The organism is Aromatoleum diolicum (assembly GCF_012910955.1).
GTDB classification, from domain to species: domain Bacteria; phylum Pseudomonadota; class Gammaproteobacteria; order Burkholderiales; family Rhodocyclaceae; genus Aromatoleum; species Aromatoleum diolicum.
Window position 1 is genome coordinate 101,622 of the sequence record NZ_WTVQ01000007.1, and the last position, 22,902, is coordinate 124,523.

The following is a 22,902-nucleotide window of genomic DNA, read 5'->3' on the forward strand; positions in this document are numbered from 1 at the left end:
TCCGGGCTCAGAGATTGGCGAGGGCGCGCGCGAGGCGCGTCCATCCGGCTTCGTCCGGCGGCAAGCCGAAGCGCAGGCTGGCCGGTTCGTCGAAGCGGCGTACGAGGATGCCCTGACGGGCGAGCCGGTCGTGCAGCGTCGCGGCGTCGCGATGACGCAGCCACTGAAACAGCGCCGGTCCCGAGGGGGCGCCGAGGCCGTTGCTGCGCAGGAGGTCGGCAAGGCGGACGCCTTCGTGTGCGAGACGCTCCCGCATCGTCGTCTGCCACGTCGTGTCGGCGAATGCATGACGCGCAACATGGCGCGCCGGCCCGCTGATCGTCCACGGCCCGAGCTGCTCGGCAAGGCGCTGGCGCAGCCCGGCTGGCGCAAGCACGCAACCGACGCGCGCACCGGCCAGCCCGAAGAACTTCCCGAGCGAGCGCAGAACGACCAGATTCGGGCGTCCCGCCGCGCTGGCCAGGCTTTCGGTCGGAGCGGCGTCGATGAAGGCTTCGTCGACGATCAGCCAGCCGCCGCGGGCGACGAGGCGGGCGTGCCAGTCGAGCAGTTGCGCGTGCGGAAACTGCACGCCCGAGGGGTTGTTTGGCTGGACGAGCAAGAGTACGTCGGTGTTGGCGACGGCAGCGTCGATGGTGTCGGCGCTGCATGCGCGCACGCGGCGATCGCGCCATGCGTGCGCGTGTTCGGCGTAGGTCGGCGCGAGCACCGTGACGCGCTCGCCGGGAATCAGCCCCGGCAGCGCCTGGATTGCCGCTTGCGAGCCGGCGACCGGCAGCAGCTCGTCCGTGCCGTAATACTGTGCGGCGGCCGCTTCGAGTCCGTCGTGTTCTTCCGGCAGGCGCTGCCAGGCTTCGGGCGGGACCGGCGGCACCGGCCAGGCGTGCGGATTGATGCCGGTCGACAGGTCCAGCCAGTCGGACAGCGGGATGCCGTATTGCAGCGCGGCGCGGCGCAGGCGGCCGCCGTGCTCAAGCATGGCCGAGCAGTCCTGAGAGGGGAACGGATAGCGCCGCGATGGCGATGGTCCCCAGCCACAGCAGCATGCCGTGCTGCATCAGGCGCACCGCAGCACGGATGCTGGCGGCGTCCGGTGCCTTGCCGCAGCCGAGCGGCGGGCGTTGTTCCTCGCGGCCGTGGTAGATCGCCGCGCCGCCCAGTTGCACACCGAGCGCGCCGGCGCCGGCGGCCATCACCGGGCCGGCGTTGGGGCTGTCCCACGCCGGAGCCTGGCTGCGCCAGCAGCGCAGGGCGTCGCGACTGCGGCCGATGAGGGCGTAGGTCAGCGCGGTGAGGCGTGCGGGAGCCCAGTTGAGCACGTCGTCGAGGCGTGCCGCGGCCCAGCCGAAGCGGATGAAGCGTTCCGTGCGATAGCCCCACATCGCGTCCAGCGTGTTGGCGAGGCGGAACATCAGCGCGCCCGCGCCACCGGCGACGCAGAACCAGAACAGCGCGCCGAATACCGCGTCGTTGCCGTTTTCGAGCACGGATTCGGTGCCGGCCTTGGCGACTCCTGCCGCATCGAGGGCGCGCGTGTCGCGGCTGACGATCCAGCCGACGCGCACGCGTGCGGTGTCGAGGTCGCCGGCGGCAAGCGGCGCGGCAATGGCCTCGGCGTGCTGCGCAAGGCTGCGCGCGCCGAGCGCGAGATACAGCAGGCCGATATCGATGACCCAGTGCGCCAGCGGATGGCTTTCGCGTAGCACCAGCGCCAGTCCGAGCCACGGCCCGATCGCCAGCGCCCACGCGAGCAGGCCGCCGACGCGATTCGGCAGCAGCGGGCGCAGGTGCGCTTCGAGCCAGCCCGCCCAGCGGCCGAAGCCGATCAGCGGGTGCCAGCGCCGCGGTTCGCCGAGAAGGCGGTCGAGCGCGATGCCGGCGGCGAGTTTGACGAACAGGGAAATCATCGGCGCGGTGCTTTCGGCGATAATCCGCCGCTTTGAAAGAGCCGGGATTTTACGCCATGCCACAAGCAATCGCCCTGATGGTGCAGGGAACGACCTCGGACGCCGGGAAAAGCACGCTGGTCGCCGGGCTGGCGCGGCTGCTGGCGCGGCGCGGCGTGCGCGTGGCGCCGTTCAAGCCGCAGAACATGGCGCTCAATTCGGCGGTGACCGTCGACGGCGGCGAGATCGGCCGCGCCCAGGCGCTGCAGGCGCTGGCGGCGGGGCTTGCGCCGCATACTGACTTCAACCCGGTTCTGCTGAAACCCTCGACCGACATCGGTGCGCAGGTGATCATCCACGGCAAGGTTGCGGCGAACCTGTCGGCGCGTGACTACCACGCCTACAAGCCGACCGCGATGGCTGCGGTGATGGCGTCGTGGGACCGGCTCACCACGGCCTATGAGTGCGTGCTGGTCGAAGGCGCGGGCAGCCCGGCCGAGATCAACCTGCGCGACCGCGATATCGCCAACATGGGGTTTGCCGAAGCGGCCGACGTGCCGGTGATCCTGGTGGCCGACATCGACCGTGGTGGCGTGTTCGCGCATCTGGTGGGCACGCTGGAGCTGCTGTCGCCATCCGAGCAGGCGCGCGTCAAAGGTTTCGTCATCAACCGCTTCCGTGGCGACATCGGCCTGCTGCAATCCGGACTGGACTGGCTGGAAGCGCGCACCGGGCGGCCGGTGCTGGGGGTGTTGCCCTATCTGCACGGACTTTTTCTCGACGCCGAGGATGCGCTGGCCGACGCGCGCGCCGAGAAGGGCGAGACGCGCCTGCGCGTGGTGGCGCCGGTGTATCCGCGCATCTCGAACCACACCGACCTCGACGCGCTGCGCCTGCATCCGCAGGTGGACTTCCGCTGGGTTGGGCCGGGTCAGGCGATGCCGCCCGCGGACCTGATCGTGTTGCCCGGCTCAAAGAGCGTGCAAGCCGATCTGGCATGGCTGCGCGCGCAGGGCTGGGACGCGGCGATCCGGCGTCATCTGCGCTACGGCGGCAAAGTGGTCGGCATCTGCGGCGGTTTCCAGATGCTCGGCGCGACGCTGTCCGACCCGCTCGGGCTCGAAGGGGGCGCAACGACAGTCGCGGGCCTCGGCCTGCTCGACATGGATACCGTGCTCGAAGCGGAAAAGTGCCTGGAAAATGCCCGCGGCACGCTTTTGCTGCCGGGCGGCGCGGAGGTGTCCGGCTACGAGATCCACATGGGCGTGAGCCGCGGTCCGGCGCTCGATTGCCCGGCGTTGCGTTTCGCCGACGGGCGTGCCGACGGCGCGTTGTCGGTCGATGGCCAGATTCTCGGCACGTATCTGCACGGCCTCTTCGACGCGCCCGCAGCCTTGCCTTCCCTGCTTGCCTGGGCGGGCGCCGGCGACCTCGCGACGGTCGATCTCGCTGCGCGGCGCGAGGCCGATCTCGACCGGCTCGCCGATGTGATCGAGCGTCACCTCGATCTCTCAACGCTGTTCCCGGCCGCCTGGGGCGCGGCGGGCGGCTGAACGCAGGTCCAATCTTTACTATTTCTTAACCCGCCCGGCGCCAGAATCCGGGCGCTATGAATATTCTCGCAAATGCCCTCGGCGTCGTCCGGCTGTCGCGGGTCAATGGCGCACTGCGCGTCTATTTTCCGGTGCTGAACGCGCTCGGCCTGATCATCATGATCTTCGGCCTGCTGATGGCGTTCCCCCTCGTGGTGTCGTTCATCCTCGACGACGGCGCGACCGAAGCCTACGACATGGCGATCCTCGCGACCTTCTTGCCCGGCGCGCTGTTGTGGGCGCTCACCCGCGGCGCGCGGCGCGACCTGCGGGTGCCCGACGGCTTCCTGATGGTGGCGGCGACCTGGACGGTCGTGCCCATTTTCGGCGGTCTGCCGCTGATGTTCTATCTGCCGCAACTGTCGTTCACCGATGCCTATTTCGAAGCCGCGTCAGGACTCACCACGACCGGCGGGACGGTATTGACCGGGCTCGACGGCATGGCGATCTCGATCCACCTGTGGCGCACCTTCATGCACTGGGTCGGCGGCATGGGCGTCATCGTGCTGATGGTCGCGATCCTGCCCCTGCTCGGTATCGGCGGGCGCCAGATCTTCAAGGCCGAGGCGCCGGGTCCGATGAAGGAGTCCAGCCTCACACCGCGCATCGCGGAAACCGCGAAGGGTTTATGGACGGTGTACCTGCTTCTGACCATCGCGTGCGGGCTGGGTCTTTACCTTGCCGGGTTACCGCCGTGGGAGGCATTGATCCATGCCTTCTCGATCACCGGCCTGGGCGGATTTTCGAGCAAGGATGCGAGCCTCGGCTTCTTCAACAGCGTGCCGGTGGAACTGGTCACGATGCTGTTCGCGTTGCTCGCGGGTTTCAACTACGCGACGCACTACCTCGCGTTCGCCCGCCGCAGCCTGGTGCCCTATGCGCAGGACCCGGAAATCCCGTGGTTCCTTGCCGTGCTGGCGGTCAGCATCGTCTGCCTGACTGTCTACCTGCTTCCGTTCAATGCGCACGAAGACGTCGCCCAGACGCTGCGCTACGTCGCCTTCCACGCGATTTCGCTCGCCACGTCACTGGGGCTGGCAACCTACGACTACACCGCGTGGCCGATGTTCGCGCAACTGTGGATCCTGTTCCTGTGCAGCTTCGCGGCCTGCTCGGGTTCGACTGGCGGCGGCATCAAGATGATGCGCGCGATCATTCTTTACAAGCAGACCTACCGCGAGGTGATCCGCTCACTGCACCCGAACGCGGTGGCGCCGGTACGCCTGGGGGGGGTACCCGTGTCGGACAATGTCCTGCATGCGGTGCTTGCCTTCAGCTTCATGTACATGGTGACGAACGTGGTGCTGACGCTCGTGCTTTCGGCGAGCGGGCTCGACATCATCAGCGCGTTTTCGGCGGTCGTGGCCTGCCTCAACAACACCGGGCCGGGGCTCGGTGCGGTCGGTCCGGCTGCGAACTACCAGGGACTCAACGACTTCCAGATCTGGGTGCTGTCATTCACGATGATCCTCGGTCGCCTCGAGATCTTCACGCTGCTGGTGGTGATGACCCCGGTGTTCTGGCGGCGCTGAACGCAGGGCGCGCTACAGCACCAGCCGGTAGCCGATTCCCGATTCGGTGAGGATGTGCGCCGGGAAACCGGGATTGGGCTCCAGCTTGCGTCGCAGGCCCGCCATGTAAACACGCAGGTAATGCGTGTGTTCGACATGGTTCGGCCCCCAAATCTGTGACAGCAGCTGCCGGTGCGTGAGCACGCGCCCGGCGTTGGCGATCAGGTGGCCGAGCAATTTGTATTCGATCGGCGTCAGATGCACCGGCTCGCCCTTGCGCGTGACGGCGCGCTGCGCCAGATCCACCTCGATCTCGCCGAACTGCACCAGCGCCGGACCGTCCATTTGCGGGCGGGTTGCACGCCGCAGCAGCGCGCGCACCCGCGCCAGCAGCTCTGCCACGCCGAAGGGCTTGGTCAGGTAATCGTCGGCACCGGCATCCAGCGCAGCCACCTTGTCAGCCTCGTCGCTGCGGGCCGACAGCACCAGCACCGGCACCGACGACCAGCCGCGCAATTGCGCGATCATCTCCAGACCGTCGCGGTCGGGCAAGCCGAGATCCACCAGCACCAAGTCCGGCTTGCGCGAGCCGGCCTCGATCAACCCGCGTTCCGCGGTGCTCGCCTCGCTGACCTGCCATTGCTCCGATTCGAGCGCGCGGCGCAGAAAATGGCGGATGTGCGGCTCGTCCTCGACAATGACGGCAACCGGTGCGGGCGCTCGTGCGTCCTTCATGCGTGACGCTCCGGCAGCGCGGGCGGTTCGCCGCGCGGCAATTCGATGACGAAGCGGGCGCCGCCGCCGGGGCGATTCTCCGCCCGCACGCTGCCCCCGTGCGCTTCGGCCACCGCCTGCACGATCGACAGCCCCAAACCGACGCCCGGGATGCCGGATTCGCCCTGTCCGCGGCTGAACTTGTCGAACAGCTGGCGTTCGCGTCCCGGCGGCAGCCCCGGGCCGTCGTCGGCGACAACGATGTCGATATGGGTCTCGCGCTCGCGCGCGGCGATCTCGATCGTGCTGCCGGGCGGCGTGTACTTGGCCGCGTTTTCCAGCAGATTGCACAGGGCGCGCTCCATCAACACCGCGTCCACCTCGATCAGCGGCAACTCGGCGGGCAGATCGAAGCTCAGGCGGTGATTTGCGAGCTGCCGCGCGCGTGCCTGCAAGGCGGCGCCGACCACTTCTTCGAGCGGTTGCCATTCGCGCCGCAGACGGATCTGACCGGATTGCAGGCGCGCCATGTCGAGCAGGTTATGCACCTGCGCGCTGCTGCGCAGGGCATCGTCGCGGATCGCCTGCACCAGTTCGGTTTGCGCCGCCGAAAGCGGCGGCGTGCTCATTTGCAGGGTGTCGGCCAGTCCGACCAAGGCCGTGAGCGGCGTGCGCAAGTCATGCGACAGCGCCCCGAGCAGCGAATTGCGCAGACGCTCCGACGCCATGTCCAGCTGCGCCGCCTGCGCGACGGCGACGTAATGCACGCGTTCGAGGGCAATCGCGATCAGCGTCGCAAAGGTTTCAAGCAGCTGGCGCTGTTCGGCCGTGAAGCCCGGACTGCCGTCGGGGCAAACGATCGCCATCGTCCCGTGCGCGCGCGTCGGCGCCTGCAGGGGGAGCAGCAGGTGCGCGTCGTCCTCGGTGTGGCGGGTGCTCGTCGCGGGCGCTGCGTCACCCGTGTCCGCCTGCAGTAGCGTGGCCTGGGCGCCAAAACCGTCATGCACGAAGCGTTCGGCGATCTCCGCGATCTGTTCCGTGGTCAGTGCGCCCGACAACTCGCGCCCCATCTCGTAGAGCGCGCGTGTTCGCTTTTCGCGCTCCTCGGCGGCATCGCGCTGCGCCCGCAGGCCGGTCGCGAGCTCGGCCGTGATCAGTGCCACCGCAAGCATCACGCCGAAAGTCACGAGGTACTGCAGATCGCTGACGGCGAGCGTCAGGTGCGGGGCGACGAAGAAAAAATCGAACAGCACCACCGACAGGAAGGCCGCCAGGACCGCCGGGCCGCGTCCCAGCCGCACCGCCGCGAACAGCACCGCGAGCGGAAACAGCATCACGATATTGACCGGGTCGACGTGGCGCAGCAGCGGTGCGCTCGCCGCCGCAACGGTGCACACGACCGCCGCCGCAATGGCGTACGCGCGCCAGCCGGCAGGGCGGTCGGTGAGCGGGGCGAAGAGTTTGCGGGCCGACGTGGGCATCGGTGAACTTTAACCTGCCCGCGCCCTTGCGACCTGAGTCTCAAGTGTGTGGCATTAAGCCAGCCAGCGCGGAGTTGTTCCCTGCGGCTCTCCAACTCGCCGCGCTATCGTCCGCTGAAGCGGGGTGCGCGCTTCGCGAAGAAGGCGTCCATGCCTTCGCGATAGTCGTCGGTGTCGAGGAACGCGAAGGCCGCCCGCTTTTCGTCCAGGCTCAGTGGCCGATCCTGCGTCAGCCGATGCACCCACTGTTTGTGCCAGCGCGACACCAGCGGTGCCCCTGCGGCGATGCGTGCGGCGCTGGACTGCGCCTCGTCGAGCACCTGTTCGTCGTCGGTGACGCGGGTCAGCAGCCCTTTTTGCAGCGCCTCGCGGGCGCCGAGGATGCGTCCCTCGAGCAGGATTTCGAGCAGTACCGCCGGGCCGACGAGTTCCAGCAGTCCCGCCATCTCTCCCGGATACATCGAAAAACCGAGGCGGTTGATCGGTGCGCCAAAGCGTGCCGATTCGCCGGCGATGCGCAGGTCGCAGCAACCGGCAATTTCCAGTCCGCCACCGATGCACGCCCCCTGGATCGCAGCGACGGTGGGAATCGGGCAGGTGCGGATCGCGTCCAGCGCGGCGGCCACCAGGGTGTCGTGATAGTGCAGCGCGTCGTCGACGGTCGCGCGCACGGTCAGAAATTCCTCGATGTCTCCGCCGGCCGCAAAGGCCTTGTCACCTGCACCGCGCAGGACCACGCAACGCAGCTCCGGGGTCGCGGCGATGCCGTCAAACGCCTCGCGCAGCGCCACCCACATCGCCGAATCGATGGCGTTGAGCTTGTCCGCGTTCGACAGGGTCAGGGTGGCGATGGCGCCATCCGAAGAAAAGAGTATTTCGCCGCTCATGGCTGGGCCCCAAAGCTAAAAACTGAGTGCAACACTCGGAAATTATTGAATTGTTGCGCTGCGCAAAAAAACTTCCATACTGTGTGGTATGGAGTCATATAGATGATATATCATCCGCTCGTCGAACCCACCGCAGCAGACGGCCGGGTCGGCACCCAGGGGGTGGTTGGAGGAGGTGACGTGCTTGACGTTGCTTTTTTGAGGAGGGAGGAAATATGTCCGTTTCAATGTATGCGCACATAAGGCGCAATCCGCGTTTTGACGAACTGGTGTCGAAGCGCACCCGTTTCGCGACGATCCTGTCGGTCATCGTACTGACGATTTTCTATGGTTTCGTGATGATGGTCGCGTTTGCACCCAGCGTGATCGGCATGCGACTGTCCGAGGGCAGTAACCTGACCTTCGGAATCGCGGCCGGTCTGTTCCAGTTCGTGTTCTTCTGGGTGCTGACCTTTGTGTACGTGCGTCGCGCCAACGGCGAATTCGACGACATCAATAACGAGATCGTGCGCTCCGCATGGAAGGACGAAAAATAATGAAAGCGCCTTTCCTGTCCCGTCTCGCCGCCGGCCTGCTGTCGCTGTCGGTTGCCGCCGCAGCCTTCGCCGGTGACGCAATTGCACAAACCGAAAAGCAGGGTCTCAATCTCACTGCCATCGGCATGTTTTTCGTGTTCGTGCTGATGACCCTCGGCATCACCTACTGGGCGGCCAGCCGCACCAAGACCACCGCCGACTTCTACACCGCGGGCGGCGGCATCACCGGCTGGCAGAACGGCCTGGCGATCGCTGGCGACTACATGTCGGCCGCGACCCTGCTGGGTCTGACCGCGATGATGTACACCCAGGGCGTCGATGCCTACATCTACATGATCGCGTTCTTCGTGGGCTGGCCGATCATCCTGTTCCTGATGGCCGAACGCCTGCGCAACCTCGGCAAGTTCACCTTCGCCGACATCACCGCCTACCGCCTCGACCAGGGGAAGGTGCGCACGATGGCGGCAATCAGCTCGCTGACCGTGGTGTGCTTCTACCTCGTCGCGCAGATGGTCGGTGCCGGCCAGCTCATCAAGCTGCTGTTCGGTCTCGACTATGTCTACGCGCTGTTCGTCGTCGGCGCGCTGATGATGGTCTACGTGACCTTCGGCGGCATGGTCGCCACCACCTGGGTGCAGATCATCAAGGCCTGCATGCTGCTGATCGGCGGCACCACCGTGATGCTGCTCGCATTCAGCCAGTTCGGCTTCAGCTTCGACGAACTGACGACGCGTGCGATGGAAGTGCACAAGCTCGGGGACAAGCTGCTGGCTCCGGGCAGCCTGCTCGCCGATCCGGTCACCGCGATCTCGCTCGGCCTGGGCCTGATGTTCGGTACCGCCGGCCTGCCGCACATCCTGATGCGCTTCTTCACCGTCACCGACGCCAAGGAAGCGCGCAAGTCGGTGCTTTACGCCTCGGGCATCGTCGCCTACTTCTTCAACGTCATCGCCATCATGGGCCTGTGCGCGATCCTGATCGTCGGCACCAGCCCGGAGTTCTTCGAAGGTGGCGTGATCGGCGGCAAGGTCATCGGCGGCGGCAACATGATTGCGATGCACCTGGCCAAGGCGGTCGGCGGCAACCTGCTGCTGGGCTTCCTGTCGGCTGTGGCGTTCGCGACGATTCTTGCCGTGGTGGCCGGTCTGGCACTTGCCGGCGCGTCGGCGATCTCGCATGACATCTACTCGCGCGTCATCATGAAGGGCAAGGCGTCGGAAAAGACCGAACTGCGCGTATCGAAGTTCGCCACGATCGGCCTCGGTATCGTCGCAGTCCTGCTCGGCATCGCGTTCGAGAAGATGAACATTGCGTTCATGGTCGCGCTGGCCTTCGGCGTCGCGGCTTCGGCCAACTTCCCGGTGCTGATCCTGTCGATGTACTGGAGGGGCCTGACGACCCGCGGCGCGTTGTGGGGCGGCTACTCGGGCCTCATCAGCGCGGTGCTGTTCGTCGTGCTGTCGAAGTCGGTGTGGGTCGACGTGCTGCACAACGCTGCAGCGATCTTCCCCTACACGCAGCCGGCGCTGTTCTCGATGCCGATCGCGTTCCTGCTGGCGATCATCGTCTCGAAGATGGATAGCAGCGTGCGCGCCAAGAGTGAAATCGAGGCCTTCGAAGACCAGTACGTCCGCGCGCAGACCGGTGTCGGCGCAGAGACTGCTGCAGCGCACTAAGCCCCTCTAGCAACATCCCGCCGCGCCATACGGTGCGGCGGCAAAACCCCCGTCAGGGCCAAGCCCTGACGGGGGTTGTTTTTTTGTGCAGCCCTTGCGGGCGAGGGGTCAGTCTTTCGCGGTAAGGGGAGCGCGCGCGACCGCAAGCTTTGCTGCGGGAACGCGGGCGACGGTGCTGCAAAGGCCGAGTGCGGCGCAGGCATCGCTCGTCGTGAGGTCGCGTCCCAGCATCAGTCGCACATCGACAACCATGTTCGATGCCGCCGCCTGGATCGTTGGCCGGAAGGGCAGACGGGCAGCAAACGCCTCGGCGGCGTCACGGTAGCCATCGCGATACTCGACGTAGGAAGCCGGCTGGTTGTAAGGCTGTTGATTCGTCAGCCGCGGGCGCGCAACGCCCTGCTTTCCGAGCAGCGCCGCGAGCCGCCGGGCGAGGCCTTCACCGCCATGACCGTTCGCGATCTCGTAGCGCGCAGACCGCAATACGGCTGCGACCGGCGCGGACACGGGCGCTGGGGATCCCGCCGCCTCGGTGGCTGCTCGCTGGGTTGGGGAAAGCGTGGGAGCGGATACCGAAGGTGCTGGAGCGGGCACTGAAGGAGGCGCGACGGCTGCAATGATCGCCGCGGCTTCGAGCACCGCTGCGGCCGGCTTTGCCGGGCCGTTGTGCAATTCGAAAACGTTGTTTGCGACTTTCACCAGCACCGTGCGCGGCGTGGTGCTGACCGAAAGCGCTGGCACCGTAGCGGGGCTGACGGGAGCCGGACGTTCGACTTTGCTCGCGGGTTGATCGAATGGCCGCGCCACCGTGTTCGGTACAGCAAGCAGCGGCATCGGTGCCGTGGTGGCAGGCGTTTCCGTGCTTATCGGGCTTACCGTGCTAACCGGGCTTACCGTCACAGCCGTTGCCGTTGCCGTTGCCGCTGCCGTTGCAGGGGCTGTCGTCGCGGGCCGCGTGGCATGCCCGGTGGGGGCGGGGGCTGGCGGCCAGGCGCCGCTGGCGCGGGCATCAGCAAATTCGGCCTTGTCCTGCATGCCGAGGCGTTGGTATGTGGTCGCCAGATTGCTCCAGGCGCGGCGGTTGTTGCCGTCGAGTTCGACCGCCCGGCGCAGCGATGCGACGGCGGCTTCGTCCCGGCCGGCGAGTTGCAGCGCGTAACCGAGGTTGTTGTGCAGGTGACTCGCGCTGGGGGTGATGCTCACCGCCCGTTCGAGCGCCTTCAGGCCGTCGTCGAACTGGCCCATTTGCACCTGCAGCGAGCCCAGCGCGCTCCACGCGGCGGCGTATCCGGGGTCAGCCTCGAGGGCCTTGCGGTACGCGGCAATCGCCTGTTCGTTCGCGCCCTGGCCTTCCTTGTAACGTCCAAGGGCGAAATAGCCCGTCGCATTCGATCCGCCGTGACGCACGGTTTGCACCGGTGCAACTTTCCAGGCATTTACCGGCATCGTCGGGCTCGTGCTGCAGGCGCCAAGCACGAGCGCCGCAAGCACGGGTTTCAACGTGAGCGCAAACTTGTTCATCCCGGTTCTCCTGGGTGTCAGCCGCCGCTGCTGCCGGCCATCGTCGGTAGCAGGATGCGGTAAATCTGGATCATCGCTGGCCCGAGCAGCACCAGCATCAACGACGGGAAGATGAAGAAGATCAGCGGGAAAAGCAGCTTCAGCGCGATTTTCGCGGCGGCTTCCTCGGCGCGCTGGCGGCGGCGCGTGCGCAGCATGTCGGAATGGACTCGCAGCGAGGCGGCAATGCTGGTGCCGAAGCGTTCCGCCTGGATGATCATCGCGACGAAGCCCTCCACTTCCTCGACACCGGTGCGGTTGGCGAGGTTGCGCAAGGCGCGCGCACGTTCGAGACCGGCGCGCAGCTCCAGTGTGACGAGATGGAGTTCCTCGGCGAGCGTCTCGCTTTTGTGCTGCATCTCGTCAGCGACGCGAACGAGCGCCGCCTCGACGCCAAGCCCGGCCTCGACGCAGACCGTCATCAGGTCAAGCGCGTCCGGGAAGGTCTCGAAGATCTCGCGCTGGCGCACGAAGATCAATCGATTGAGCACTATGTTCGGCAGGTAGTAGCCGACGGTCGCAGCAAGCAGCACGACGAACAGTGTGCCCTGAAACTGCAGCTCGGGGCTTGAAATCAGCACCGTGAAATACGCGAGCAGAGGAAGGCCGAGCGCCAGCGCGGTCTTGATGCCGAAAAAAGCGAGCGGTGCGGACGCGTGACGGATCCCGGCGTGCATGAAGCGTGCGCGTAGTGCGGAGGTGTCCTCGCTGTCCTCGGGGGCCGAGAGCTTCGCAAACGGTCGGGTGAGCCTTACTGTTCGCTCAACCCACGTGTCGGCGGAGGGCGTCGCCACCCCCTTCCCACCACCCAGCGCGATCAGACGCTCCGCGGTCGGCGAGCGCGAGAAAAGACTCATCACAAAGAACGCACCGGCCGAAACGGCGATGAACAGTAGTCCGAGAAATGCGACCTGGGTATAGTTCATGTTTGTCCCCTTGTCATTGCCGTATAGTTAGACCCGGATGCGGATGATCTTGCGCATCCAAAGGACGCCGAGGACCATCAAGCACAGCGCGCCATATATGAAGTTGATGCCCGCGGGGTCTTCCCACAGCACTTTCATGAAGTCGGGGTGGACAATGTTAACCATGGCCGCCGTCGCAAACGGCAGGCTACCGAGAATCCACGCCGACAGCCGTCCCTCGGCGGACAAGGTGCGGATTTCACCATACAGTTTCAGGCGCGCGCGGATGATCGCGCTGATGTTGTCCAGCAGTTCGGCAAGGTTGCCGCCGGATTCGCGCTGGATCAGCACCGCGATCACGAAGTAGCTCAGGTCCGTGCTGTCGGTGCGTGAGGCAAGGTTCAGCAGCGCCGTCTGCTGCGGCACGCCGTAATTCATCTCGTCGAACAGGATGCGGTACTCGCCTCCGATCGGGTCCTTCATTTCCTCCGCGACCATCTTGATTGCAGTTGGAAACGCATGCCCTGCACGCATCGCCCGCCCCATCAAGTCGAGGGCTTCGGGCAATTGCCGCTCAAAGTGCTGCATGTGCTGGGAACGTGCCCGCAGCACATAAAACGTTGGCAGCGCGGCCAGCACCCCGCCCACCACTAGGCCGATGAACATGGGCCGGTTTAGCAGTACCGGCAGCGCGAATCCCAGCGCGGCGAGCGCCACTGTCCAGCCGAGGAACTGAGTGAGGGACAGTGACAGGCGCGACTGGATGATCATCCGGTTGACGCCTTCCAGGTGCGTTATCGCCGAGAGCAGTCGGTCGCCACTTGCCGAGCCCGTGGCATTTTGTTCCTTGTACAGCGACGCAGCGCGCGTGCCCTGCACGCCGGTCGAAACCTCTTCGAGACGCCGGTTGAGGCGTTTTACTTCAGCGCTGTGCGTCGAGGCCCACCACAAATAACCGCCTTCGAGGAACAGCACGACGGCGATGAAGGTCGCCAGTGCAAAAAGCAGGGTCAGGATGTCCATGTCAGCCTCACTCGAAGCGTCGCGTCGGGTCGAACATATCCTCGGGCAGGCGGATGCCGAAGGATCGCAGGCGGTCGGCGAAGTGCGGACGCACGCCGGTTGCGGCGAACTGACCCTGCACCACGCCGGCTTCCGATATGCCCTGCTGGCGGAAGGTGAAGATCTCCTGCATCGTGATCATGTCGCCCTCCATGCCGGTGATCTCCTGGATGCTCATCAGCTTGCGCTTGCCGTCGGCCAGCCGGCTTGCCTGCACGATCACGCCAATCGCGCTGGCGATCTGTGCGCGCGCGACCTTTGGCGGCAGATTCGCGCCGGACATGCCAATCATGTTCTCCATGCGGCCCAGCGCGTCACGCGGGGTGTTCGCATGCACCGTCGTCATCGAGCCCTCGTGGCCGGTGTTCATCGCCTGCAGCACATCGAAGGCCTCGGCGCCGCGCGTCTCGCCGAGGATGATTCGGTCCGGCCGCATGCGCAGCGCATTGCGTACGAGGGAACGCTGCGTCACCTCGCCTTTGCCCTCGATGTTCGGCGGGCGGGTTTCAAGCCGCACCACGTGAGGCTGCTGCAGCTGCAGTTCGGCCGCGTCCTCGATCGTGACAATGCGCTCGTCCTCGGGAATGTTGTGCGACAGGATGTTCAGCAATGTCGTCTTGCCGCTGCCGGTGCCGCCGGATATCAGGATATTCACCTTAGCCCGCACCAGCCCGGCGAGCAGTTCGGCCATTCCGGGGGTCAGTGCCTTGAACTCGATCAGCTTCTCGATCGTCAGCGGAATCGCAGCGAAACGGCGAATCGACACCACCGGCCCGTCGAGCGCCAGCGGCGGGATGATGGCGTTCACCCGCGAGCCGTCGGGCAGGCGCGCATCCACCATCGGGCTCGATTCATCGACACGCCGTCCGACCCGCGACACAATCTTGTCGATGATCTTCATCAGGTGCGCGTCGTCGCTGAAGGTGATGTTCGTAAGTTCGATCTTGCCGTGGCGTTCGACGTAGATCTGCTGAGAGCCGTTGATCAGGATGTCCGATACGGTTGGGTCGGCCAGCAGCGGCTCGATCGGCCCCAATCCGAGCATCTCGTACTGGATGTCGCGCACCAGGTCGCGCCGTTCGTTGGTGTTAACGACAACGTTCTCTTCGGCAAGCAGGCGCTCGACCATCAGGCGCAACTCTTCGCGCAGCCGCTCCGGTGCGAGGTTCTCCATCGCCTCCAGGTCGATGCGCGACAGCAGCAGCTGATGGATGCGCATCTTCAGGCTCTGGTAAGCCTTGCTGGCACCGGCATCGGGCGCGACCTGCGGGCGCAGGGCACTTTCCGCCGAGACTGATTCGAGGCGCTGACGCAGACTCATTTCATGTTCCCCTCAGAAAACGGCGGTAATGCGCCTCAATGGGTGGCAAACAGGCGCGAGAGCCAGCCCTTGCCGTTTTTTTCCTGCACGGTGTCGAGCGATGCGGCGATTTCGCGCAAGGCTTTCGTCACCGGACTGTTCTTTGCCAAGCGTGCAATCGGCTCGCCCTGATTCACCGATGCGGCGACCTCCTCGTAACAATTCGGCACAGCCTTGAACACCTTCGCATTCACCGTGCGCTCCAGATCCTGCAAGCCGATCTCGGCGTTCTTTTGGTGGCGATTGACGATCAGTCCGACCTTCGACATTGGATACCCGAGCGACATCAGTACCGCAACCAGCCGCTTTGCCTCGCGGATGAACGGCAAGGTAAGTTGCACCACCGGAAAGATCATGTCGGCCATGTCGAATGGCTGCAGGCTGACTGCATCGAGCGAGCGGCCGACGTCGACGATGACGAAGTCGTAGTTTGCGCGTGCTACCTTCAGGATCGCCTCGACGTGTTCGGGCTTTACGTCGGTGGCGTGCGCAGGATCTTCCGGGGCCGCGAGCAGATGGAAATCGGGCGCGACCTCGATCATCGCCGATGCAAGAAATGCGGCGTCCAGCCGATGGATTTGCTGGCACACCAGTGCGAGATTGCTCGCAGGTTTCTGGTCGGTGACGTACATCGCGGCGTCGCCGAACTGCAGGTTCAGATCGATCAGCGCGACCCGCTTGCCATGCACCGCCGCCAGCACCCACGCGAGATTCGTCGCAAGAAAAGTCGCGCCGCTGCCGCCTTTGCACGAGGTCATTGCGAGGATCTTGCCGTCCGCGACGGGGCTCCCGGTGACACCGCGCTTGTGCGCGATACGTGCCAATGCAGCGTGCAGCGCTTCGGTAGTCGGTGCGCTGGGTAGTACCTCGCGCACTCCGGCGCGGAACGCCTTGAGCAGGAAGTCGGATGAGGTCTCGGCAGTGATCACGATCGGGTCGATCTGCGGATAACGAAGCGTCATTTGCTCGAGAGCAGCGAGGCCGCTCGCCTTGAACGCATCGAGCACGACGATATCGGGGATTGTGCCGTTGACCGCGCCAATCGGCTCGCTCGACGTCGCATGACCGACTGCAACGTCCATCATCTTGCCGGCCTGAGCCAGCGCTCCACGAAGGCGCTCGGCGTTGTCATTGCTGTCGGAAAGGATCTTGATTTTCATTTCCACGTCCTCAGTTGCATACGTTTGCTGCGTCCATCATTGACACACCGGATTGTTGACGTCATCCACCTCGCTCGCTAGGCTCTCGCGCGGTAGCGTGGTGGCGAAGGCGGGCAGGTTCAGGGTGAGTGGAATGTATGGTATCAACGTAGTCACCGCGACCGGCTGGATGCGGACGGTAACTTCATCGCAAGTTTCGACGCTGCATCCCGCAGGGGAATACAGCACCTGAATATTGTCTCCTGATACCATTGGAAACAGGCTGCTCATCTTCGTTTTGATCGCCGAATCGTTGACGTCGCATACCACCGCGATTCGCGCTCCGAGCCGGGTCGCTTCTGTCGCCGTGTTCCAGTAGAAGAGCACCCGCCCCATCTCCATCACGCCAATCAGCAGGCTGAAGAACAGCCCGGCCACGAGGGCGAACTCCACTGCCGCCACGCCCCGTTGGCTCCTGTTGCCGATCTTGAAAGGCATATCCTGTTTCATCACATCACCTGTCTCATCGTGACGCTGATGTCGCCAAACGTGATGTTCGTTGCGACAAACGGCACCAGCGAAACAAACTGGTAACCATCGATCGTCACCGTCACCAGGTTGATCACGCCGCTACCGGTGGGCTGGTTCTGGTGCGTGCCCGGGTCGGTAATCTGGTCGTGTACCTGGACGTTTGACAAAGTTAGCCCGGGGGCAAGTGGGGTGCCGCTGCAAGTGCGATTACCATGCACTGCGAGGCATCTGGCGGTACCCGACCCTTCGCCAGGTCCCTGTTGGGACAGGTAACGCGTGGCGTCGCGAACCGACTTTGCCAGCGTGTTGTAGTGGTATATCGCCCGCCCGAACTCGGTGATGCCAAAGGCCATCAGTATCAGCGGAATCATCACGAGGGCCAGTTCTACTGCGGCCACTCCACGTTGTTTGCGTCGGCATCTCATGGTCTGTCCCTCACTGGACCAGTGCCGGCACCAGCGGCCCGATGCTGCCAGGGCCCCCGACCGAACCTGCGGTGGCACAAGGGCTTGCGGAATCGCTGGCGCTGCCTCGATACTCGAGCCACACTTCCTCGCCCGCAGCCGGACCGTTTTCGCCTGTCATCGGGTGGAGCATCAGGACGCAGGCATAGCCGAGAATGGCGACCGTCTGTGGATTGGATACTTTCCATCCCTCGCAATCGACGACGGGAACCACCACCGTCCGCCGATCCGCGCCGTAACTCTGATGTTCGGCGGCGGTGCTTGGCTTAAAGCCCTGACCTAAGGACGGCCCCTGATAGGGAGCATACAGCGATCGCGCAGATTTATAGTTGGGCAGGGCGCCCGCCGACGTCCCGGCGTAGGCGTTGAACTTCTCAGGCCAGGAAAGCTGCGTATAGCTGATACCGGTCCAATCCGGCGGTGCGGAGGTGACCGAGTCGCTGCCCTTGTAGATGCCGAAGCGCGTATTCCACGCTTTGCCGAGCGACGCAATGTTCCCCTGCTGGCCAACCTGGTTCCCCGGGCCCGGCGCTTCAAGCGTGCATTGGCCAGAACCTTTCAGGAGATTTGCGAGTTCACTTGCACCACCGCCGTCGCCGGGCGTGAAGTCGATCCAGTCAAAGCTCCCCGTCGCGGATTCCGTGAGTTTGCTTGTCACCCATTGGCCAACGGTGAAGCCGTCGAATGGGGAGGTGGGAGGCACCCCTGGGGGTTTGCACAGGCCGATTGGGATCGCGCAGTTGGTCTGGGCCTTGCTTAAGGTTGCCACCGCGTAAGCGGAAACGTCCTGTGCGCCAAATCCCAGGACCTGCATGAACCACGGCGGGATACCTTGGGCGCGTGCGATACACATGACGAAACGCGAGTTTACATTGGCGCCCGGCATCGGCAAATAGGACTCATTTGGTGCCAGTGCGGTGTAAAAGCGGACATCCCCGGGAGCAATCGTGACCGCGCTGCCCTGGAAGTCACGATTATTCCGGGCGGCCACGGCTGTACCCGCGGCCACTGCGTTTTCCAGGTAGCTGCTGGTGCAAGCGCCAGCCGAAGGGTCGCAAGTCAGTTCGCGGGACGCCGCCAACGCGCATGCGTCGGCCGCGTTCTGCAGTTCGGTCTTATTGACATAGAGATGACCAAGGTCCAGCGCGAGGCCGACGAAACCGACCAGCGCCACGAGCGACAGCGCAGTGATGATCGCGACGGCGCCGCGTTGCCGACGCGGAGTTGAAGAGCGGTCTCGCATTTTGGTCATCTCCCGTGCTAACCGTTCAGCGCCCCGAACCGCCGCCGACCCCGATTGTCAGCACGTTGGGTTGCGGTTCTGGCTGTGTGAAGCTCTTGGCATACTCGCCCATCGCCGCTTGTGCGGCCTTACCATCGACTCCGATGACCGGGTCGGCATTGCGCGATGCGTCCGGGGCGATAACCTGCTGTGCAGCGACGATCCTCGCAGCTTCGCCGAAACGGGCGTCCCAGTTTGGCGAGGTGGCGGCACAGCCGGTTATGGCCAGAATCATCAGGGCACCGGTCAGTTTCGTGACTATTTTCATGATCCGCGTCCTCACTTGGGTTCGAAGCCGCCACGGGCGGGGTCGGCTACGCCGGACGTTGCTTCCGTCCTGTCGGCCGGTGTAGGGCCATCGCCCTCGACCTTGCCGCGCCAGATTACGTCGGAGCGGCTAGGCTCGATGTAATTGTCAGTCGGCAACACGAAATCCGGGGGCAGCGGCTTTACCAGTCGCGGGGTGATGACGAACACCAGCTCCGAGCGGTCGGTCTGGAATTCCGTGCTGCGGAATAGCGCGCCCAGTACCGGGATTTCGCCGAGGAAGGGGAAGGCGCGGATGTTCGTAGTGGTGTTGTTCTTGATCAGGCCGCCGATCGCGAAGCTCTGGCCATCCAGGAGCTGGACTGTGGTGAAGGCACGGCGCGTCGTGAAGGAGGGAAGGATCGCCAGGCCATTGACACCGGGCGCACTAAGGCCGACGCCCTCTCGGTTCAGTTCAGACACCTCGGGCCGCACGGCGAGGTTAATTCGTCCGCCTTCGAGCACTGTCGGCGTAAATTTCACCGAAACACCGAATTCCTTTTCCTCCAGCGTGACCGTCCTTGACCCACCATCGTTCTGCGACACCGGGATGAAGATCTTGCCGCCGGCGAGGAAGCTGCCTTCCTGGCCGCTGATTGCCATCACTGTCGGCTCGGCGAGAATCTTGATCAGGCCGTCGCTCTTCAGTGCGTCGACCCCGATCATCGTGCTGTTCTTGCCGGAAATCAGTGGAATCGTCGTAGAGTCTCCCCCGATCGTCGCATTGCCGATCGGCGCGGTGAGCGCGCTGGTGGCGCTGCTGTTGCTGAGGGAATCGACGACGCCTCCGCCGACGCGGGCTCCCACGGTACCGGAGACCTGTCCGCCGACGGCGCTCTTGCCGCCGAAAACACCCGACAGGAAGCGGATCATGGTTCCGTCACCGGACGCATACGCGCGGGTGAAGTCGATGCCGAAGCGATCGAGCACGGCTTTCGAGACCTCGGCGACTTTGACTTCAAGCATCACCTGCTGCGGCGCCCCAACACGGAGCATGTTCAGGACCCGCGTGTTGCGCCCGCTCTCGCCGCCGCCATCTCGTACATAGGCCGAGGCGATTTCGACTGCGCGATCAACTTTCGTCGCATCGCTCACGGTGCCGGTCAGGACCAAAGAGTCATAGGCGGAACTCACCTTGATGCCGGTTTCGTCTGGCAGCAGCGTCGCAATCGCCCCCTGGACTGAAGTCACGTCCATCGCCACGGTCACGTCGAGGGCCGTGCAACCGCCAGCACGGTCGACGAGCACGACGTTGGTGGAGCCGACCGACTTGCCAAGCAGGTAGATCTCGTTCGGGCTGAGCAGTAGCACGTCGACTTGGGCGACGCCAGGGCGGCCGTCATCCTTTTTCGCCTGCTGCTGGGCGCCCTTGTCGTCCTTCGCGGCTTCAGTACTCGGGCGGGCCGCTTGGGCGTTTTCCGGGTTACCCAGCAGGATGCGCGTGACTGGCGTCTGGGGCCGAATCACCGAGGACTTGCCAACGGGGATCGTCACCATCGGCGCGATTTCGACTCGCCCGCATGGAGAACCGCCGGTGGTTGTTACGGCAACGGGTTTTCTCGCCGGTGGCGTATTAGTCACCGCTGTCTGCGCTGTGCCGGATAGCAGCAGCGCAATGATTGCCGGTGCGACAAATCGCGCGAGCCTGCGACTGGACTTGTTTTTCTTCGTGGTCATGATGTCCCCTGCGATCCGAAATAGTTTGGAATGGGCTAGAAGCATTCGTTGACCTTATTGACGCCGCGGATCACTTCGACGCAGACCTGTGCGCTGGGCACCGCCGCGGGGCGCGGTTTCGCGGACGTGCGCCGCGGGGCCGCGGTCTTGACCGGGGCCGGTGCAGGCGGCACCTCTACCGAGGTGCGCAGCAGCATCGCCTTGGTGATGCCTGCCGTGGCGGTCGGATTCGAATCGACCTGGTTGCGCAAGACCAGCGACAGGTTGCCGACGCTGCGGGCGAGGTCCAGCCGCTCTGCCTGTTCGGGGGTAACTTCCAGCGTGACGGCATTCACCACGCGCGGCTTGGTCTCGTCGCGGTTGGCCTCCTGGGCGACGGCGAGGACCAGGATGCGCTCGAGCACGATCTTCGAGATCATCTGATCCTGATTGTTACGGTTCGCCCCCGCAGCCTCAGTATTGACCATGATGTCTACATAGTTGCCGGGTAGCGTGAAGCCGGCGACGCCGACGACGTCATTGACGCGCACGGTGATCGCGCGCTTGCCGTCGGGTACGACCGCGGACAGGCCGCCTTTCGTGCCCACGGGGGCCAAGCGCGATTCCAACACCGGTTCGCCGGGTTGGATGCCGGTGATTGCAACGCGTCCGTCAAGTGCAGCAAGATCGGTGAAGGCTCCGGTGGGGGTGCTGCCGGACGGCCAGTCCACGAGGCGGATTGCTTCCGGTGTGATACGGCCGCCAAGTTGCAGTTCAACGGCTGCAACGGCGATGCGGTTGCCGTCGGCGCCGGCCTTATCCTGCAGCCAGCGTGTTCCGAGTACGACTGCGGCAAGGCCGGCGAGCATCGCGACGAAGAGAAAGACAAGACCTTTGGCCTTCATGTGAGTCCCCTTGTTTCCGGACCGTCAGTCACCGCCTGCCGGTCCCGTAAGTGCCCGCCGTGGCGGGCGTTCCGGTGCAGTGCCGGCGGTCACAGAACCGGCCGCCGTCGCCTCCCTCCGAATCGCGGCCCTAGCGGGTCGCGAAGTAGTTGTGCCAAGCCCAGTGCAGTGCGTCCGGGGTCAGTCGTGCGGGTTCGCCGAGATAGCGGGCGAGGTCGGCAATCTGATTCACCAGGTCGCGTGGATAGCACGCCAGCAGCGGCTGCCCATGCACTGCGTGATAGTCGTTCAACAGTGTCTGAAATGCGCCTTCATCAAAGGGTACGCCCCGCTCTTCGCAAACGCGCGTGAATATGTTCCTGTATTCGTCCTCATTCATCGGCCCAATGTGGATCTTGTAGCCGAGTCGGCGCAGGAAGGCAGGGTCGGCGACGTCGGACGGCATCAGGTTGGTCGAGAACACCAGTACGACGTCGAACGGCAGCGTGAACTTAGTGCCGCTATGCAGTGCCAAGTAGTCGTGATGCCGGTCCATCGGCACGATCCAGCGGTTCATCAGCTGTTCCGGCGTGACCAGTTGCCGTCCGAGGTCGTCGACGACGAACAGACCGTTGTTGGCCTTGACATGCGGCGGTGCCTGATAGAATCCTGTGCTTGCGTCATAGTCGAGATCGAGCATGCGCAGCGTCAGTTCGCCGCCGGTGATCGCCACCGGGCGGCGGCAGCGTACCCAGCGCAGGTCCGGGCGCATCAGGTTGTCGAGCACGGCGGGACGCTGGTCGTCCTCGACCGGCGAATGGATCAACGGGTCGAACACCTGGATGATCTCGCCGTCGACGAGGATCGCGTGTGGCACGGCGACGTCACCGTCGAGCAGCAGCGCAAGGCGCTCGGCGAGATAGGTCTTGCCGGCGCCGGCCGGGCCGTACATGAACAGCGCCCGGCCCGAGCCCATCGCTGCGCCGAGCTGGTCGCGTACCTCCGGCTTGATGATCAGGCCGCGGAACGCTTCGTTTACGTCCTCGCGGGTGACGCGCATCTTCGTCACCGACTGGCGCTCGACCTGGGCGACATAGGCCGTCAGGCCGACCGGTGCCGCACCGGCGTACTTGCAGCGGTTCAGGTATTCCGCTGCACGGATGCGGCCCGCGTCGGTGAGTTCGTAAAGGATGTCGCCGTCGGTCTCGCCGCGCCGGATGACCTCGCACAGGCGCTCTGCGCGCATGAAGGCGAGCAGGCTTTCCAGCACGGTCGCCGGCAGGCGCAGTTGCTGCGATAGCTCGGTGAGGCGCAACTGGCCGCGCACGAACAGCAGCTTCGCCGCGAGTTCGACTAGGAACAACAGCGGCAGGCCGGTTTCTTCGAGCGTGCGCGGCGCCCGCGGGAAAAGGGTGGGTTCGTCGAAGGGGATTACCTTGGCGCTGGAGGGGGCGTTCATGAGGTGGCTCC

At 64.9% G+C, this 22,902-nt stretch carries 21 protein-coding genes; 4 read left to right on the forward strand and 17 right to left on the reverse strand.

Annotated features, from left to right (window positions below; genetic code table 11):
- Nucleotides 1-7: 7 nt before the first annotated feature.
- Together cobD and cbiB are read right to left on the reverse strand one after the other, a co-directional pair.
- The gene (cobD, locus tag GPA25_RS06155) at nucleotides 8-979 is read right to left on the reverse strand and encodes a threonine-phosphate decarboxylase CobD (protein WP_169259488.1); all 972 of its coding nucleotides are present in this window, start codon (nucleotides 977-979) and stop codon (nucleotides 8-10) included.
- The gene (cbiB, locus tag GPA25_RS06160) at nucleotides 972-1,907 is read right to left on the reverse strand and encodes an adenosylcobinamide-phosphate synthase CbiB (protein ID WP_169259489.1); all 936 of its coding nucleotides are present in this window, start codon (nucleotides 1,905-1,907) and stop codon (nucleotides 972-974) included. The genes cobD and cbiB overlap by 8 nt, the downstream gene beginning before the upstream one ends.
- Before the next feature lie 56 nt (nucleotides 1,908-1,963).
- On the opposite strand from cbiB, the gene GPA25_RS06165 reads away from it, so the two are divergent.
- Nucleotides 1,964-3,439 (forward strand): cobyric acid synthase, encoded by a 1,476-nt coding sequence (locus GPA25_RS06165; protein ID WP_169259490.1) that lies wholly within the window; start codon nucleotides 1,964-1,966, stop codon nucleotides 3,437-3,439.
- Nucleotides 3,440-3,552: 113 nt separating this feature from the next.
- Nucleotides 3,553-5,010, forward strand: a complete 1,458-nt coding sequence (locus GPA25_RS06170) for a TrkH family potassium uptake protein (RefSeq protein WP_169259539.1) — start codon at nucleotides 3,553-3,555, stop codon at nucleotides 5,008-5,010.
- A gap of 12 nt (nucleotides 5,011-5,022) precedes the next feature.
- On the opposite strand, the gene kdpE is transcribed toward GPA25_RS06170, so the two are convergent.
- The 3 genes from kdpE to GPA25_RS06185 form a co-directional block, all read right to left on the reverse strand.
- Nucleotides 5,023-5,724, reverse strand: coding sequence for a two-component system response regulator KdpE (gene kdpE / locus GPA25_RS06175; protein WP_169259491.1), 702 nt, complete (start codon nucleotides 5,722-5,724; stop codon nucleotides 5,023-5,025).
- The gene (locus GPA25_RS06180; protein WP_169259492.1) at nucleotides 5,721-7,184 is read right to left on the reverse strand and encodes a DUF4118 domain-containing protein; all 1,464 of its coding nucleotides are present in this window, start codon (nucleotides 7,182-7,184) and stop codon (nucleotides 5,721-5,723) included. The genes kdpE and GPA25_RS06180 overlap by 4 nt, the downstream gene beginning before the upstream one ends.
- Nucleotides 7,185-7,288: 104 nt before the next feature.
- Nucleotides 7,289-8,071 carry an enoyl-CoA hydratase/isomerase family protein gene (locus GPA25_RS06185; RefSeq protein WP_169259493.1) on the reverse strand — a complete coding sequence of 261 codons (783 nt, stop codon included), beginning with the start codon at nucleotides 8,069-8,071 and terminating at the stop codon, nucleotides 7,289-7,291.
- A 215-nt stretch (nucleotides 8,072-8,286) separates the two neighbouring features.
- On the opposite strand from GPA25_RS06185, the gene GPA25_RS06190 reads away from it, so the two are divergent.
- Together GPA25_RS06190 and GPA25_RS06195 are read left to right on the forward strand one after the other, a co-directional pair.
- The gene (locus tag GPA25_RS06190) at nucleotides 8,287-8,607 is read left to right on the forward strand and encodes a DUF485 domain-containing protein (protein WP_425486362.1); all 321 of its coding nucleotides are present in this window, start codon (nucleotides 8,287-8,289) and stop codon (nucleotides 8,605-8,607) included.
- Nucleotides 8,607-10,283 carry a cation acetate symporter gene (locus tag GPA25_RS06195; RefSeq protein WP_169259494.1) on the forward strand — a complete coding sequence of 559 codons (1,677 nt, stop codon included), beginning with the start codon at nucleotides 8,607-8,609 and terminating at the stop codon, nucleotides 10,281-10,283. The genes GPA25_RS06190 and GPA25_RS06195 overlap by 1 nt, the downstream gene beginning before the upstream one ends.
- A 108-nt stretch (nucleotides 10,284-10,391) precedes the next feature.
- On the opposite strand, the gene GPA25_RS06200 is transcribed toward GPA25_RS06195, so the two are convergent.
- From GPA25_RS06200 to GPA25_RS06255, 12 genes are all read right to left on the reverse strand, one after another.
- Nucleotides 10,392-11,804 carry a tetratricopeptide repeat protein gene (locus tag GPA25_RS06200; protein ID WP_169259495.1) on the reverse strand — a complete coding sequence of 471 codons (1,413 nt, stop codon included), beginning with the start codon at nucleotides 11,802-11,804 and terminating at the stop codon, nucleotides 10,392-10,394.
- A 17-nt stretch (nucleotides 11,805-11,821) separates the two neighbouring features.
- Nucleotides 11,822-12,769 carry a type II secretion system F family protein gene (locus GPA25_RS06205; protein WP_169259496.1) on the reverse strand — a complete coding sequence of 316 codons (948 nt, stop codon included), beginning with the start codon at nucleotides 12,767-12,769 and terminating at the stop codon, nucleotides 11,822-11,824.
- 27 nt (nucleotides 12,770-12,796) lie between these two features.
- Nucleotides 12,797-13,771 carry a type II secretion system F family protein gene (locus tag GPA25_RS06210; protein ID WP_169259497.1) on the reverse strand — a complete coding sequence of 325 codons (975 nt, stop codon included), beginning with the start codon at nucleotides 13,769-13,771 and terminating at the stop codon, nucleotides 12,797-12,799.
- Nucleotides 13,772-13,778: 7 nt separating this feature from the next.
- On the reverse strand, nucleotides 13,779-15,131 hold the full coding sequence (locus tag GPA25_RS06215; RefSeq protein ID WP_169259498.1) for a TadA family conjugal transfer-associated ATPase: 1,353 nt from the start codon (nucleotides 15,129-15,131) through the stop codon (nucleotides 13,779-13,781).
- A 35-nt stretch (nucleotides 15,132-15,166) separates the two neighbouring features.
- Nucleotides 15,167-16,330: a CpaE/TadZ family protein gene (locus tag GPA25_RS06220; protein ID WP_169259499.1), complete on the reverse strand. Its 1,164-nt coding sequence runs from the start codon at nucleotides 16,328-16,330 to the stop codon at nucleotides 15,167-15,169.
- A 36-nt stretch (nucleotides 16,331-16,366) separates the two neighbouring features.
- A complete protein-coding gene (locus tag GPA25_RS06225) occupies nucleotides 16,367-16,819 on the reverse strand; it encodes a TadE/TadG family type IV pilus assembly protein (protein WP_169259500.1) in 453 nt (150 codons plus the stop codon).
- A complete protein-coding gene (locus tag GPA25_RS06230) occupies nucleotides 16,819-17,238 on the reverse strand; it encodes a TadE family protein (RefSeq protein WP_343034849.1) in 420 nt (139 codons plus the stop codon). The genes GPA25_RS06225 and GPA25_RS06230 overlap by 1 nt, the downstream gene beginning before the upstream one ends.
- 37 nt (nucleotides 17,239-17,275) lie before the next feature.
- Nucleotides 17,276-18,547: a pilus assembly protein TadG-related protein gene (locus tag GPA25_RS06235; RefSeq protein WP_211162973.1), complete on the reverse strand. Its 1,272-nt coding sequence runs from the start codon at nucleotides 18,545-18,547 to the stop codon at nucleotides 17,276-17,278.
- Between the two features lie 25 nt (nucleotides 18,548-18,572).
- Nucleotides 18,573-18,854, reverse strand: a complete 282-nt coding sequence (locus tag GPA25_RS06240; protein ID WP_169259503.1) for a pilus assembly protein — start codon at nucleotides 18,852-18,854, stop codon at nucleotides 18,573-18,575.
- An 11-nt stretch (nucleotides 18,855-18,865) separates the two neighbouring features.
- Nucleotides 18,866-20,569, reverse strand: coding sequence for a type II and III secretion system protein family protein (locus tag GPA25_RS06245; RefSeq protein ID WP_169259504.1), 1,704 nt, complete (start codon nucleotides 20,567-20,569; stop codon nucleotides 18,866-18,868).
- Nucleotides 20,570-20,604: 35 nt separating this feature from the next.
- Nucleotides 20,605-21,453 (reverse strand): Flp pilus assembly protein CpaB, encoded by an 849-nt coding sequence (gene cpaB / locus GPA25_RS06250; RefSeq protein ID WP_169259505.1) that lies wholly within the window; start codon nucleotides 21,451-21,453, stop codon nucleotides 20,605-20,607.
- A 130-nt stretch (nucleotides 21,454-21,583) separates the two neighbouring features.
- Nucleotides 21,584-22,891, reverse strand: coding sequence for an ATP-binding protein (locus GPA25_RS06255; protein ID WP_169259506.1), 1,308 nt, complete (start codon nucleotides 22,889-22,891; stop codon nucleotides 21,584-21,586).
- Between the last annotated feature and the right edge of the window lie 11 nt (nucleotides 22,892-22,902).

Bases quoted from the DNA above. Each gene is read 5' to 3' on its own strand.
- GPA25_RS06185 (WP_169259493.1), bottom strand. From the start codon at position 8,071: ATGAGCGGCGAAATACTCTTTTCTTCGGATGGCGCCATCGCCACCCTG.
- GPA25_RS06190 (WP_425486362.1), top strand. From the start codon at position 8,287: ATGTCCGTTTCAATGTATGCGCACATAAGGCGCAATCCGCGTTTTGAC.
- GPA25_RS06205 (WP_169259496.1), bottom strand. From the start codon at position 12,769: ATGAACTATACCCAGGTCGCATTTCTCGGACTACTGTTCATCGCCGTT.
- cobD (WP_169259488.1), bottom strand. From the start codon at position 979: ATGCTTGAGCACGGCGGCCGCCTGCGCCGCGCCGCGCTGCAATACGGC.
- GPA25_RS06225 (WP_169259500.1), bottom strand. From the start codon at position 16,819: ATGAAACAGGATATGCCTTTCAAGATCGGCAACAGGAGCCAACGGGGC.
- GPA25_RS06210 (WP_169259497.1), bottom strand. From the start codon at position 13,771: ATGGACATCCTGACCCTGCTTTTTGCACTGGCGACCTTCATCGCCGTC.
- cpaB (WP_169259505.1), bottom strand. From the start codon at position 21,453: ATGAAGGCCAAAGGTCTTGTCTTTCTCTTCGTCGCGATGCTCGCCGGC.
- cbiB (WP_169259489.1), bottom strand. From the start codon at position 1,907: ATGATTTCCCTGTTCGTCAAACTCGCCGCCGGCATCGCGCTCGACCGC.
- GPA25_RS06245 (WP_169259504.1), bottom strand. From the start codon at position 20,569: ATGACCACGAAGAAAAACAAGTCCAGTCGCAGGCTCGCGCGATTTGTC.
- GPA25_RS06240 (WP_169259503.1), bottom strand. From the start codon at position 18,854: ATGAAAATAGTCACGAAACTGACCGGTGCCCTGATGATTCTGGCCATA.
- GPA25_RS06215 (WP_169259498.1), bottom strand. From the start codon at position 15,131: ATGAGTCTGCGTCAGCGCCTCGAATCAGTCTCGGCGGAAAGTGCCCTG.
- GPA25_RS06180 (WP_169259492.1), bottom strand. From the start codon at position 7,184: ATGCCCACGTCGGCCCGCAAACTCTTCGCCCCGCTCACCGACCGCCCT.
- kdpE (WP_169259491.1), bottom strand. From the start codon at position 5,724: ATGAAGGACGCACGAGCGCCCGCACCGGTTGCCGTCATTGTCGAGGAC.
- GPA25_RS06165 (WP_169259490.1), top strand. From the start codon at position 1,964: ATGCCACAAGCAATCGCCCTGATGGTGCAGGGAACGACCTCGGACGCC.
- GPA25_RS06200 (WP_169259495.1), bottom strand. From the start codon at position 11,804: ATGAACAAGTTTGCGCTCACGTTGAAACCCGTGCTTGCGGCGCTCGTG.
- GPA25_RS06220 (WP_169259499.1), bottom strand. From the start codon at position 16,330: ATGAAAATCAAGATCCTTTCCGACAGCAATGACAACGCCGAGCGCCTT.
- GPA25_RS06255 (WP_169259506.1), bottom strand. From the start codon at position 22,891: ATGAACGCCCCCTCCAGCGCCAAGGTAATCCCCTTCGACGAACCCACC.
- GPA25_RS06235 (WP_211162973.1), bottom strand. From the start codon at position 18,547: ATGCGAGACCGCTCTTCAACTCCGCGTCGGCAACGCGGCGCCGTCGCG.
- GPA25_RS06195 (WP_169259494.1), top strand. From the start codon at position 8,607: ATGAAAGCGCCTTTCCTGTCCCGTCTCGCCGCCGGCCTGCTGTCGCTG.